The organism is Arthrobacter sp. NPDC092385, from assembly GCF_044755105.1.
Classification (GTDB): Bacteria; Actinomycetota; Actinomycetes; order Actinomycetales; family Micrococcaceae; genus Arthrobacter_D.
The window spans coordinates 1-13,404 of record NZ_JBIVQL010000016.1 but is presented as its reverse complement, the minus strand read 5'-3'; the positions used below and the strand labels follow the sequence as shown (position 1 = coordinate 13,404).

General features: G+C 66.6%; 11 protein-coding genes and 1 pseudogene. 9 read left to right on the top strand and 3 right to left on the bottom strand.

What is annotated here, in order from left to right:
* Positions 1-140: 140 nt before the first annotated feature.
* Positions 141-1,067: pseudogene (locus tag ACIQCY_RS15910) on the top strand (ISL3 family transposase); the annotation flags it as partial.
* Positions 1,068-1,214: 147 nt separating this feature from the next.
* On the opposite strand, the gene ACIQCY_RS15905 reads toward ACIQCY_RS15910, so the two are convergent.
* From ACIQCY_RS15905 to ACIQCY_RS15895, 3 genes are all read right to left on the bottom strand, one after another.
* On the bottom strand, positions 1,215-1,517 hold the full coding sequence (locus ACIQCY_RS15905; RefSeq protein WP_400484871.1) for a GNAT family N-acetyltransferase: 303 nt from the start codon (positions 1,515-1,517) through the stop codon (positions 1,215-1,217).
* A gap of 418 nt (positions 1,518-1,935) precedes the next feature.
* The gene (locus ACIQCY_RS15900; RefSeq protein ID WP_158504559.1) at positions 1,936-2,463 is read right to left on the bottom strand and encodes a GNAT family N-acetyltransferase; all 528 of its coding nucleotides are present in this window, start codon (positions 2,461-2,463) and stop codon (positions 1,936-1,938) included.
* A 14-nt stretch (positions 2,464-2,477) separates the two neighbouring features.
* Complete coding sequence (locus tag ACIQCY_RS15895; RefSeq protein WP_400484861.1) at positions 2,478-4,472, bottom strand: FAD/NAD(P)-binding protein; 1,995 nt, start codon at positions 4,470-4,472, stop codon at positions 2,478-2,480.
* A gap of 302 nt (positions 4,473-4,774) precedes the next feature.
* Here ACIQCY_RS15895 and ACIQCY_RS15890 point away from each other — a divergent pair, with 302 nt between their 5' ends.
* The 8 genes from ACIQCY_RS15890 to ACIQCY_RS15855 are packed head-to-tail and all read left to right on the top strand — an operon-like array spanning position 4,775 to position 13,169.
* Positions 4,775-5,821 carry an amino acid ABC transporter permease gene (locus tag ACIQCY_RS15890; protein WP_158504560.1) on the top strand — a complete coding sequence of 349 codons (1,047 nt, stop codon included), beginning with the start codon at positions 4,775-4,777 and terminating at the stop codon, positions 5,819-5,821.
* A complete protein-coding gene (locus tag ACIQCY_RS15885) occupies positions 5,818-6,642 on the top strand; it encodes an amino acid ABC transporter ATP-binding protein (RefSeq protein WP_400484860.1) in 825 nt (274 codons plus the stop codon). The genes ACIQCY_RS15890 and ACIQCY_RS15885 overlap by 4 nt, the downstream gene beginning before the upstream one ends.
* Positions 6,643-6,688: 46 nt before the next feature.
* The gene (locus ACIQCY_RS15880) at positions 6,689-7,669 is read left to right on the top strand and encodes a transporter substrate-binding domain-containing protein (protein ID WP_158504561.1); all 981 of its coding nucleotides are present in this window, start codon (positions 6,689-6,691) and stop codon (positions 7,667-7,669) included.
* 8 nt (positions 7,670-7,677) lie between these two features.
* The gene (locus ACIQCY_RS15875) at positions 7,678-8,799 is read left to right on the top strand and encodes an LLM class flavin-dependent oxidoreductase (protein WP_196597082.1); all 1,122 of its coding nucleotides are present in this window, start codon (positions 7,678-7,680) and stop codon (positions 8,797-8,799) included.
* Positions 8,783-9,610, top strand: a complete 828-nt coding sequence (locus ACIQCY_RS15870) for a DUF1684 domain-containing protein (protein WP_158504563.1) — start codon at positions 8,783-8,785, stop codon at positions 9,608-9,610. The genes ACIQCY_RS15875 and ACIQCY_RS15870 overlap by 17 nt, the downstream gene beginning before the upstream one ends.
* Positions 9,607-10,710 (top strand): LLM class flavin-dependent oxidoreductase, encoded by a 1,104-nt coding sequence (locus tag ACIQCY_RS15865; RefSeq protein ID WP_196597083.1) that lies wholly within the window; start codon positions 9,607-9,609, stop codon positions 10,708-10,710. The genes ACIQCY_RS15870 and ACIQCY_RS15865 overlap by 4 nt, the downstream gene beginning before the upstream one ends.
* An 8-nt stretch (positions 10,711-10,718) precedes the next feature.
* Complete coding sequence (locus ACIQCY_RS15860; protein WP_158504564.1) at positions 10,719-12,116, top strand: NtaA/DmoA family FMN-dependent monooxygenase; 1,398 nt, start codon at positions 10,719-10,721, stop codon at positions 12,114-12,116.
* Between the two features lie 42 nt (positions 12,117-12,158).
* A complete protein-coding gene (locus tag ACIQCY_RS15855; protein ID WP_400484859.1) occupies positions 12,159-13,169 on the top strand; it encodes an ABC transporter substrate-binding protein in 1,011 nt (336 codons plus the stop codon).
* Positions 13,170-13,404 lie beyond the last annotated feature (235 nt).

Sequence of the window (13,404 nt, the reverse complement as noted above, 5' to 3'; positions counted from 1 at the left end):
ACCTCCACCTTGAGCAACCAAAGAAGCATTGCCACAACCGTGAAGGTGGGTCCGGCTTAGACTGTCCGCGACACCCCGAAACGGTCGAAGTGGGTCCCGCTTAGATTGCCCTGGTGGGTACGAACAAAGCTGCCATAGTCATCGCGGCCGGTCTGGGAGTGTCCTGGCATACCGCGAACAGTGCGGTCCTTGCGGAGGGCAAGCGCCGGTTGATCGACGACCCGCACCGGTTCGACGGGGTGACCGCGATCGGCGTGGACGAGCACGTCTGGCGGCACACCCGGCGGGGCGACAAGTTCGTGACCGTCATCATCGATCTGACGCCGATCCGCGAGAAGACGGGCCCGGCACGGTTGTTGGACATGGTTGAAGGCCGCTCCAAGCAGGTGTTCAAGCAATGGCTCGCAGACAGGCCACAAGCCTGGCGGGACGGGGTGGAAGTCGCCATGGACGGGTTCACCGGCTTCAAGACCGCGACCACGGAGGAGCTCCCCGACGCGGTCCCGGTGATGGATCCTTTCCATGTTGTCCGCCTCGCCGGCGACGGACTGGACCGGTGCCGGCAGCGTGTTCAACAAGCCACGACAGGGCATCGAGGCCGTGCCGGCGATCCGCTCTACCGGGCTCGGCGGACACTGCACACCGGTGCGGGACTGCTCACCGAGAAGCAGAACACGCGCCTGGATGCTGTGTTCGCGTCCGAGGAACACCTCGAGGTGGAAGCGACGTGGGGGATCTATCAGCGGATCGTCGCCGCGTACCGGGAACCCAGCAAACAGAAGGGGAAAGAGATGATGAAGGCCGTCATCAACTCGGTCACCGCGGGCGTCCCGGCCGCCCTGGTCGAGATCCGCAGGCTCGGCCGGACCCTGAAACAACGCGCCGTCGATGTGCTCGCGTTCTTTGACCGCCCCGGCACATCGAACGGCCCGACCGAAGCCATAAATGGGCGCCTCGAACACCTTCGCGGCTCAGCCCTGGGCTTCAGGAACCTCACCAACTACATCACCAGATCACTCCTGGAATCAGGCGGCTTCAGACCCCAACTGCACTCTCAATTACGATGAGCCAGTTTGGCTCCGCCCATTCCTATGCGGACCGTCCAGCCCTCAGGCTCTTCTAGTCGAGCCCATTTCGGAAGCAGACGCTAACATCATCGCCCACATAGGGACCAAATGGAGGAACGCGGTTCCAGCCTTGGCGTGAGTAGAGCGCTATGGCTTCAGGCTGCAGGATCCCGGTCTGGAGGACCAGGTCCTGCACGCCGAGGGAGCGAGCAACCTCCTCGACGTGAGCCAGTGCCTGCCGAGCGAGGGCCTTCGTCGGAACTCGGGCGAGACGTAAACGCGTTTGACTTCCCAGTAGTCCGGAGTTCGCAGCAGGGCGGCTGTTGCGGCTGGTCGATCATCGATGACGGCCACCCACACTGTCGCGATGTCCTCAGCCCTGGGTGGCAGCGGCCTCGGGTGGCCCTGTTCGACAAATGCTCTGTAACGGGGCCCCAACTCGGCGTCCATCTGCCCGCGCAGATCTTCTGCCCACCGGTGGTCCCAGCTGGTCTGCACCCAGACGGGGGTCGATCCGTCTCCGAACGGAGCGGCTACCCCGGTGCTCTTCTGCTGAGCGGGCGATACATCAGTCACGCTGGTGCCTTACGTCGTGGCAGTGAGCGAACTGCCCATTGTGGTGTTGAACAGCCACTGTAGGAGCAGCGGAAATCCGGACCAAATGACGTGTCTTTTTATTCACCACTGGCAACCCGGCGTAGGTTGGCGCAACAGGGGGTAATGCAGGGTAACGAATGATGCCCTGCAGGAGAACCTGGCGGACGCGCTGGCGAAGACACAGGAGCGGACGCGGGACGCCGCGAGGAGCGCCGTGGTCCTCAGCATTTGACCCCTCCCGAACCGCGGCGGCAGTCCGGGCCGGGCACGGTCAGCCTCGCTGCTGCTGAGGAATGGGCAGGTCTTTGGTGAACGCCAGGTGCAGGATGGTCTCCGGGTCGGCGGCCAGGTCGAAGCCCGGGTGGTAGCCCGTGGCGAGGTAGAGGTTCTTCGCCTCCGGCTGGCGCGGGCCTGTCGTGAGGTAGATCCGGCGGTAGCCGCGACGCTCGGCCTCCGCTTCGAGCTCGACCAGCACCTGGCGGGCCAGACCGCGACGGCGGTGCCCGGCATGGGTCCAGATCCGTTTGAGTTCGGCGGTCTGCCCGTCGTACCGGCGGAAGGCGCCGCCAGCCACGGTCCGCTCCTCCTCCTGGAGGATCAGCAGTGCGCCGTGCGGGGCAGCGAACTCCTCCGCGGGATAACGGCGCATCTCCTTGCCGGCGCCACCAAACAAAGTGCCGTACCTATTGTCGTATTCCTCGATGAGTCCGTCCACCAGGGGCTGCACGCGGGGGTCCTCCAACGGCAGGTGGAGCACGGTCAGTTCCGGGGGAGCCCCGAGGGGCAGGGGGGTCACCATCAGGGTCCTTCAGGTCAGGTCAGGGACGAGTGGAGCTGTGTGATGCTGGCCGCCAACCGGTCACTGGAGAAACCGTTCGGTATGGCGGGCGGTTCCGCCAGGTCAGTGAGGATCCTTCGTGCTAGGGCATCGCTGTCTCGGAACGGGGCGGCGTTGCTGTTCGGCCGGGAGAACGCACCACCGTTCCAGCCCGAGGTTGCTGGCCCCACGGCGTACAGGCCTGGCCGGGTACTGCCGTCCGCGGCGACGAGCCTGGACGCGGAATCGACCAGCATCCTCCCGGTGCCACCTGCCGTCGGTTCGCTGTCGGCGCGTTCCTCGGAGCCGAGGCCTGACTCCGCCAGTGCCCGCAGCAGCGGATTGGCCGAGGCAACCAGTGAGGGATTTGGCAGTCGGGCCTCAATGAGCACGCTCGCCGTCACGACCGAGGGTACCTGCGGGGACGACGCGGTGAAGAGGCCGCGCTCCTCATCCGTGCCTACCTGCAGCTGGGGGCCAAGGAACCGAACGAAGCCGGCCTCGTGCAGCGCCAGGAGCTCCCGCAGTCTACGGGCTGGCGGGCCCGAATCCACGTAACTGAAGAAGCCGTGCCACCAGCCACTGATCAGCGGGCGCGATTCGGGCGTGAGCGCGTCCATCGGCACCAGACGGCCCAGTTCGAAGTACACGTACAGCAGCCCCAGGAACAGGCCGAGGGTCTCCGAGTTCGCCCCGCCGTCGCGCAGCAGGAGGTCATTGCGGATGTGCCGGGTCACCGCCTCCTGCACGTCCTCGGTCCCGGGAAAGTGCACGCCGGCCAGCGGATAATCGAGTTCCTCAAACTCCAGCCGGTCCGCCAGGTCGGGCACGGCCCGGGCCACCAGTGCGCGCCGGTCATCCGAGTACCAAGGGGTGGCGTCGAAGCGAACCAGGAACTCGGACCATGGCAGCGCTACCCGCTCCGGGTGCCCGGTGAACAGTTCCCGGTAGTAGCCGAAGGCGGCATCCTTCGCCAGGAGCGGCCACAGGTGCTGCCGGAAATCCAGCCGGCCGTGTTCCTCGAGCAGTGTGGCGACGGCGCCGGCGGTGAGGTAGCGCGGCGGGCCTGCCGGTTCACCACGCAGGAGGGAACTGATCTTGGAGCGGTACGGGACGCCGCGGCGGGAGCCTGCCCACAGCACCGATTCGTTCCCGGAGGCGATGTAGCGCAGGGTGCCGTCGGACGCGTCGATGAAGCGGCCGCCACGGCCTTCCATCAGCAGCACCATCAGGTCGATGAAGGCGAGTCCCATGCCGGAGACGATCGCCTCCTGCCCGGGCCGCAGGGCGGAGAAGTCGACGTCGTTGGTGTAGGCCGGCGGGGCATAGAAGAGGCTGTGCCGCGCCGCGAAGCCGGCGTAGGCGACGGACCGGGGTTCCGGTTCCGAGTCGGTGTGGCCGACGCTCACCACGACGGCGTCCGCCCGCAACATGACGCCCGACGCCAGCGTCACCACGTAGCCGGCGCCGTCGATCGTCACGTCCACGGCCTGATCGGGATGCACGGTCACCGGCACCTCCGGACCGAGGGCCTGCACGGCCCGGGAAAAGAACCACTCGAGGTAGAGGCTCTGCAGGCGGCGCGTGGGGAACGTCGTCGGGCCGAGGCTGCGCAGCTGGCGACTCAGGTCCTCATCGGGCACCTGCACGTCCTGGATGCTGCCGTCCACCACGCCTCGGGCCCATTCGACCAACCCGGGTCCAGGGACGGTCGGACCGGCGCACTGTACCGAGTCGTCGGTGAACATGGTGACGTCGGCGGCTAAGGAATTGAGCATCAGCAGCGGGCTCTGGTCCTGTCGCCAGATCCGGCCGGAGCCCGGCCGGTGCGGTTCCACCACGTGCACGTTCAGCGGACCGGAGAAGAGCCCGGACCGGTTGGCGGCGAGGCGTTCCAGGATCAGGGCTGATCGCGGACCGCCGCCGATGAGAACGACTGTGGCCTCCCCGCCCTCGTGCCGCACTCGGCCGGGTGCACTGTCGATTGTCATGGTGCTCCTTCCCGGGCAGCATTCGGGTCCGCGGTCCTGCCCATCCTAGGAGCTGCTACGCGCTTCCGGAGGGCAGCCGTAACAGGCCTTCACCGGCCGACACATGACGCAACAAGACGTCGTAAACCCTCCGGAAAACCCGTAACGGCGCCAATACGTCCTCGCTTTACTTCGCGTGAACGTTCGTTTGGAAGCGTCGCGGGAGCTGTTCTAGGTTCAGCCAACCAGCTCGATTCCTTCGGGCCGGTTCGGAGCCGACTGCACCGCGCAGACAAGGCCGCAGGACACGAGGGAGGTTGCGCATGAGTGCCGCAGCACCGAAAAGCCAGACCCGCCCGGAGGCAACAGCACCACACGCTGCCCTGCCGTCGGCGCAGGACGACGGCGCCGGTTCCACCGGCCGTCCGCCGTCGGACCGAACCGGATTCCGCGCCGCGACGGACTACTCCGGGTACCCGGTGGTGGCTGCCCGCCACCCCTGGCGCTGGGCCGGCACCGCACTGGTTGCCCTGTTCGTCGCCGCGATAGCGTGGTCGCTGCTGACCAACCCGCGCTGGGAGTGGGACGTGGTCGCCCAGTGGTTCACCGCCGAATCGATACTCCGCGGCCTCGGCGAGACCCTGAAACTGACCGCCATCGCCGGAAGCCTCGGGTTCATCCTGGGGTTCATCCTGGCGTTGATGAGGCTGTCCTCCTCTCCGCTGCTGGTCTCGGTGTCCTGGACGTTCTCCTGGATTTTCCGATCCGCGCCACTGCTGGTGCAGCTGCTGCTCTGGTACAACCTTGGCTACCTCTACGAAAAGATCTCCCTCGGTATCCCGTTCACGGATGTGCGGTTCTTCGAGGTCCAGACCACCACGCTCATCAGCCAGTTCGCCGCCGCGATCCTGGGGCTCACGCTAAACCAGGCTGCCTATTCGTCGGAGATCATCCGCGGCGGCATCCTCGCCGTGGACCAGGGTCAGCTTGAGGCGGCTGCGGCTCTCGGCATCCCCGCCTGGCGGCGCTCCACGCGGATCGTGCTGCCGCAGGCCATGCGCTCGATCCTGCCCACGGCGTTCAACGAGATTATCGGCCTGGTCAAGGGAACCTCTATCGTCTACGTGCTGGCCTACTCGGAGCTCTTCTACACGGTGCAGGTCATCTACAACCGGACCCAGCAGGTCCTGCCCCTCCTTCTGGTGGCCACCCTCTGGTACGTGGTGATCACCTCCGTGCTGAGCATCTTCCAGTACTACATCGAGCGGCACTACTCCAAGGGTGCCGTGCGTACACTGCCGCCGACCCCGTTGCAGCGGGTCCGGCGTTTCTTCTCCACCCACGCGAAGACGTCCGAGGTCGCACGATGAATCCGCCAGCCCTCCCGGCCGACGCCGCTGCTCCAACCGCCAGCCGCGGCCTGGTCGAGATTAGCAACGTACACAAGTCCTTCGGCCACGTCGAGGTGCTGCGCGGTGTCTCGCTGACCGTGGAGCCAGGTGAAGTGGTGGTGATCCTCGGACCCTCCGGATCGGGCAAGTCCACCCTGCTGCGGACGATCAACCACCTGGAAAAAGTCGATGCCGGTCACATCTCCGTCGACGGTGAGCTGGTGGGGTACCGGGCACGCGGGGGCAAACTTCATGAGCTGCGGGAGAAGGACATCCTGGCCCAGCGAACCAACATCGGCATGGTATTCCAGAATTTCAATCTTTTCCCGCATCTGACAGCGGTCGAGAACGTCATCGAAGCACCGGTCTATGCCCAGCACCGCCCGCAAGCCGAGGCACGAGTGCGGGCCCTGGAGCTGCTCGAAAGGGTGGGGCTGTCGGACAAGGTCGACGTCTACCCACGTCAGCTCTCTGGCGGCCAGCAGCAGCGCGTGGCGATCGCCCGGGCGCTGGCGTTGGACCCGAAAATCGTCCTGTTCGACGAGCCCACATCGGCCCTGGATCCGGAACTGGTCGGCGAGGTGCTGGATGTGATTCGTGGCCTGGCGGATTCGGGCACCACGCTGATCGTCGTTACGCATGAGATGGGCTTCGCCCGCGACGTCGCCGACCGCGTGGTGTTCATGGACCAGGGGCAAATTGTCGAGGAGGGAACTCCGGTGCAGATCTTCGGTGCCCCACGCCACGAACGCACCAAGGCCTTCCTCTCGAAGGTCATCGAACCGGCCTTCAACCTCTAAACCCGAGAACTCTCCCACAGTCCAACCGCAAGCAAGGAGAACACCCATGAAGTCTCTCGAACCTCGCCGGCTTCCCGCACTGTCCGCCGCAGCCCTCGTCCTTCTGGCCCTGGCCGGATGCGCCGACCCGGAAGCGGCAGCCACGCCAGGGACCGGTGAGTCCGCGGCCCCGGCCGAGAACGGCATTGTCTACAACCTGGCACCGGAGCAGGACCGTGTCCGCGCAGAAAAGGATGACGAACTGGCCGCGCAGGTCCCGGCCGATATCGCCGAGGACGGCAAGCTGACGGTCGGGGTGAGCCCGTTCGCGGTTCCACTGTCGGTCTATGCTACGGATGACAAGACCGTGATCGGCAACGAGACCGATATCGCGCAGCTGGTCGCGGACAAGCTCGGCCTCGAACTGGACCTGCAAGCCACCTCCTGGGAGAACTGGCCGCTGAAGACCCAGTCCGGTGACTTCGAGGCCGTGTTCTCCAACGTCGGCATCAACGGGGACCGCGTGCAGCTCTTCGACTTCGCCCCATACCGGGCCGCGTTCATGGCCTTCGAAGCCCGCGAGGACTCGGAGCTCACAGTTGACGGCTCCGACGACATCTCCGGAAAAAAGGTAGCCGTCGGATCCGGAACCAACCAGGAAAAAATTCTGCTTGCCTGGAACAAGGAACTCGAGGACGCAGGCAAGGCTCCGGCGGAACTGCAGTACTACGGCAACGACGCGGATACCATCCTGGCGCTCTCCTCCGGCCGGCTGGACCTGAACCTTTCCCCGTACCCGAGCGCCACCTATCGCGAGAACACCCGTGAGGACCTGAAGATCGTTGGCAAGGTCAACGCCGGTTGGCCGTCGGAGACCCTGGTCGCGGCCACCACGCTGCGCGACAACGGGTTCGCCGAGCCAATCGCGGCAGCCATCAACTCCACCATCGAGGACGGCAGCTACGCCGAGGTGCTGGAGCGTTGGGGCCTGGGCGACGAGGCCATCCCCGAATCGACCGTGGTGAACGCCGCGAACTTCGGCAAGTAGGAACACCCGTGAAATTTCAGGTCCTGGACATCATCCCGCATCTCAGGAACCCGGTCACCGGGAGCATCGTCTCTCCGGCGGACCGGTTCGAGCAGGTGATCCGGACCGCGCAGCGGGCCGAGGAGCTCGGCTTCGATGCGTTCGCAGTGGGGGAGCGGCATGCCGGGGAGTTCCTCTCCTCCTCGCCGACCGCGGTGCTTGCTGCCATCGCGGCGGTGACCGATACGATCCGGCTGCAGAGCGGGGTCACAGTGCTCTCGGTGCTGGATCCGGTGCGCGTAGCGGAGGACTACGCCACCATCGACCAGCTCAGCCGGGGGCGCCTGGAACTCGTCATCGGCAAGGGCAACGAAGTGCTGCAGTATCCACTGTTCGGCCTGGACCTGGCGCAGCAGTGGGACCTGCTGGAGGAGAAGTACGCCCTGCTGCGCCGTCTCTGGCGCGAGGAGGACGTGACCTGGTCCGGCGAGTTCCGGGCACCGTTGGTGGAGCCGGTGACGACGACGCCGCGACCCTTCGCCGGGGCGCCGCGGGTCTGGCACGGCTCCGCGACCTCGCTCCGGTCGGTGGAGCTCGCGGCCACCTGGGGTGATCCGTTGTTCACCGCCAACGCCATCCAGCCGCGGGAGAACTACAAGAAGCTGATCGACCACTACACCGAGCGGTACCTGGCCGCCGGACATGATCCGGCGCAGCGTCACATCGCCTCCGGCTCCGGGGCCGGAGGGATATTCCTCGCGGACAGCACCGCCGCCGCCAAGCAGGCGTTCGGCCCCGTCTATGAAGCCCTGACGGCGGGACGGAACGTGCCCGGGAACAACTCCCCGTTCCGGGACATCGACCACGCGGTCGCGGAAGGACCTGCCCTGGTTGGAAGCCCGGAGGACGTGGCCGCGAAAATCCTGGACTACCACGCCCTTTACGGGCATTCCCTGCAGTCCATCTCGCTGCCCACCACCCTTCCGTTCGGGCAGCAGATCGAGATCCTGGAGCGGTTCGCCGCTGAGGTCATCCCGGTGGTCCGTGCTGCTGCGCCTACCACGCTGTGGGAGGACGAGGACCCGTACGGCAGCCGCCCGGAGACCGCCAACGCCCACACCAACAGGAGCGACCATGCCTACGCACACTGAAACACCGACCTTCACCGCCGCCTGGGAGCAGTGGCACGCCGCCCACGAACGCCACCGCGCGCACCCCCACGGATTCCTCGCCGTCACCCACCTGCACTGGCTGAGCGGCATCGCCACGCAACTGGCCGGCACCCCCGGTACCTGGAGCGTCCAGGACGACGCCGTGCGGATCGCCCTGAAGCCGGGCGAAAGCCTGCAGCGCGACGGGCAGGAACTGAACACGGCGGACGGCACCACGATCCTCTTCGACCCCATCGAGGAGCGCGGCGGAATCAACCTCGTTGCAGGCGAAACGGTGATCGAGGTTGCGAAGCGTGGCGGTAAGTACATCGTCAGGCCACGGAATCCAAACACCGCTCTCCTGCGCGACTATCGCGGGACACCCGCCTACGCGCCGAACCCGGAGTTTGCGGTCACCGGTACTTTCGTGCCGTTTCCAACGCCTCGCCCCACCACGGTCGGTGCCGCCGTCGAAGGTATCCACCACGTCTATGCAGCGCCGGGCGAACTCCGCTTCCAGCTGGCCGGTCAGGAACTGGCACTGACGGCATTCAACGGCTTCGCGCCCGGATCACTCCTCGTGCTTTTCACCGATCAGACGTCCGGCCGCACGACCTATACCGCCAACCGTTCGCTGTCAGTGGTCCCTGCTGCGGACGGGTCCGTGCTACTAGATTTCAACCGCGCCGTGAACCTGCCCTGCGCCTACACGGATCTCGCAACCTGCCCACTGCCGCCGGCGGAGAACCGACTTCCGGTGGCCATTGAAGCCGGCGAGAAGATCCCCTACGAGCGTCAGGAACAGAAGTGAGCACGATCGACGACCGCACTGGGAAAACAAGCACCAGGGCCGGCTTTCTGGCCATCGAGCTCGATGGAGCCGGATGGGATGGGAAGAAATTTCGAAGCACGGAAGGCTTCGCGAGCCTAACCGAAGCCGTCCTCGCCGCCGAATCCGCAGGATTTCACGTGGCCACCTTCGCCGACTCGCCGGCTGCGGGCCGCGCGAACGCCCTGCAGCGCGCCGCCTACGCCGGACCGGTCACGCGGACCATCGCGCTGGTTCCCGAGGTGGACACCGTCTACACGGAGCCGTTCCACGTCTCCACGCAGCTGGCGAGCCTGGACTACGTCTCCGGGGGCCGTGCAGGCTGGATCGCGACGGCAGCGGAATCCCCCGAAGCGGCAGCCGCCGTAGGCCGCGACACCGTGAGCGGCACCGCGCTGGCGCAGGAGGCCGCCGCCGCGATCGAGGTCTCCCGCCGACTGTGGGACTCGTGGGAAGACGACGCCGTCATTCGGGACGTCACCACGGGCGGGTACATCGATGCGGACAAGCTGCACTACGTCGACTACGAGACCCCGGCGGGCTTCGGCGCTCCCTACTCCGTCAAGGGCCCGTCCATCATCCCCCGACCACTGCAGGGACAGCTGCCGATCCTTGCTCCTGCCTCGATCGTGGGTGCGGGGCAAGTTCCGGCGGACGCCGTCGACGCCGTGCTCGTCACTGCTCCGACGCCCGAACTGCTGGCCGCGGAGATCCGGGACGTCCGGCACCGGCTGGGAGCCGCAGTGGCGATCATCGGTGAGCTCGACGTCGTCCTGGACGCCCGAGGGCAGGACGCTGTGGAGCGGGCCACCGAGCCGGCGAGTGGCCGCGCACGGTACGTCGGTTCTGCAGCCGACCTCGTGGACTTCCTCGAACCGCTCCTGACGGAAGCGGACGGCGTCCGTCTGCACCCGGCGTCGCTCGCCGTGGAACTGGACGAACTCGCCCGGTGGGTCCTGCCCGAGCTGAGGCGCCGCGGCGCGCTCCGCGCACCGGTCCAGGACGGCACCTTCCGGGACCTGCTGGGACTTCCACGCCCGGCCAGCCGCTACGCCCACCCGTCCACCACCGCCGGAAACTAGGGGATCCCATGCCACGGCACAGCAGCGCCTTCATTCCATCTGGCACACTACAGCTCGGTGTCTTCTTCCAGGGAGTCAACTCCGGCACGATCTGGAAGGCGGCCGAATCGGGCTCCCAGACCGATTTCGAGTCCTTCCGCCGCATAGCGCAGACGGCCGAGCGAGGACTGTTCGCCGCGTTCTTCCTCGGCGAAGGACTCCGCCTGAGGGAACACCTCGGCAGGCCCCACGCGCTGGATGTTGTGGGCAGGCCGGACGCGCAGACCATGCTCGCCGCGCTGGCCTCGGTCACCACCCACATCGGGCTCGCGGCCACCCAGAACACCACCTACAACGACCCGGCGGACCTCGCCCACCGACTGTCCTCGCTGGACCTGATCTCCGGCGGCCGTGCCGCATGGAACATGGTGACGACCGACAACGCCTGGACCGGGGCAAACTTCCGTCGCGGCGGGTACCTGGACCACGCCGACCGCTACGTCCACGCCGAGGCGTTCGTGCGCACGGCCAAGGCCATCTGGGACTCCTGGGCCCCGGATGCCGTCGCCGGCACAGCCGGCACAGCCGGGAACTGGCCGGAGGACGGAGCTGTGCGCCGCGTGCACCACGAGGGACAGCACTACACCGTGGACTACACCCCTCGGCTGCCGCGCAGCCCGCAGCACCACCCAGTGCTGTTCCAGGCGGGTGATTCCCCTGCCGGGCGGGACTTCGCAGCCCGCCAAGCCGATGTCATCTTCTCCGCTCACCCCCAGTTCGACGCCGCCGTGGCCTTCCGCGAGGACATCGTCGAGCGCACGCTCCGTGCAGGGCGTCCCGCCGACGCCGTGAAGATCATGCCTGCCAGCGAATTCATCCTGGCCCCGACCAGCGCGGAGGCAGCGGAGAAAAAAGCCTGGGTCCGCGAACTCCAGATCGGGCCGCAGCAGGCCATCGCCTACCTCGAGCAGTTCTGGGGCCGGCAGCTGGACGGCTGGGATCCGAACGGTCCGTTGCCGGACATCGACCCGGCGGTCGAGGAGACCTCGGAGACCCGCGGCAGCGGTTTCCACGGGGCCAAGGCCGTGGAACTGACCGCGCAGTGGCGCCAGGAGGCGGCGGAGAAGGGGCAGACCATCCTGCAGTTCGTCCGCGCGAAAGCCGCGCGATCGGACGCCTCCTTCGTGGGCTCGTACACCGATGTGGCCGACAAGCTAGCAGAATACGCACGCGTCGGCGCCGTCGACGGCTTCAATATTTCCCCCTGGCTGGTCCCCACCGGCCTCGATGACATCGTCAACCATCTGGTGCCCGAGCTGCAGGAACGCGGGGTCTATCCCACGCAGTACCGGGGGGCCACGTTGCGCGAGAACCTGGGCCTCGCGGTCCCGGAGCGCGCCGCAGCTGGGGAACCAGCCGTCCGCTGATCACCCACCACCCATCCTCCCGACAGACCGGAAACCTGCACTATGAACAGCACCGCTCCTTCGTTCGCTCGCCGACCCCGGCCTCTCGCACTGCTCGGGGTCACCCTGCTCGGTCCGGCACTGCTGGGCCTGGCCGGATGCGCAGATCCCGGCCCGGCGACAGCGGGGGACCTCACACCGGTCAGCGCCGCGTCCTCGGCGTCCCCGGCAGGCGAATTCAACCTCTCGTCGGAGCAGGATCGATTCACCTCCGACGCCTCCGCGGAGGCGCAGGCCCTGGTGCCCGAGGCGATCAACGCGGACGGCAAGCTCACCGTGGCCGTGAGCCCCTTCGCCGCCCCGCTGGCGCTGTACGCCACTGACAACACGACCGCGATCGGCAACGAGGTGGACATCGCCTACGCCCTCGCCCAGTCACTGGGCCTAGAGGCGGAGGTGATCCCGGTGGCCTGGGCCGACTGGCCGCTCGGCGTAGAGTCCGGCAAGTACGAGGCAGTGATCAGCAACGTAACGGTCACCGAGGAGCGGAAGCAGAAGTTCGACTTCGCCAGCTACCGCAACGACCTGCTCGGCTTCTACGCCCCGTCCGACTCCCCAATCAGCGAGATCAAGAAGGCGAAGGACGTCGCCGGCCTCCGGGTGATCGTGGGTTCCGGGACCAACCAAGAAAAGATCCTGCTGGAGTGGGACGCCGAGAACACGAAAAACGGGCTCGAGCCGGTCGAATTCCAGTACTACGACGACGACTCGGCCTCCACACTGGCCCTGCAGTCCGGCCGGGCTGACGTGAGCTTCAGCCCCAATGCCACGGGCGCCTACAAGGCAAGGGCCGACGGCAAAACCAAGCTCGTGGGTCTGGTGGACGGTGGCTGGCCGAAAAAGGCCAACATCGCCGTGGCCACGAAAAAGGGCAACGGCTTCGCTGCGGCCGCCCAATCGGGGCTCAACCACCTGATCGACAACGGCACCTATGGTGAAATCCTTGACCGCTGGGGCCTGATCACCGAGGCCATCGAGACGTCTGAACTCAACCCGCCCGGCCTGGGGTCCTAACCTAACCGCTTCAGCTCGATTCCAGCGATGGCATTACACTGAGGCAGCATCACTCAGGGACACCCAACAAGCACTCGGGTGCAGGTGCAACGCCCCCTGATTTACGAGCTTCTTAGCGCCGATAACGAATATTATGTAAAGTAGAACCCGGCGAATCGCGTCTGGTGCGAACTCGACGGACTGTGATACCTCTCCCCTGCAGGTGGTTCGCGAGGCCCGGGATGTCGTTGGTTGG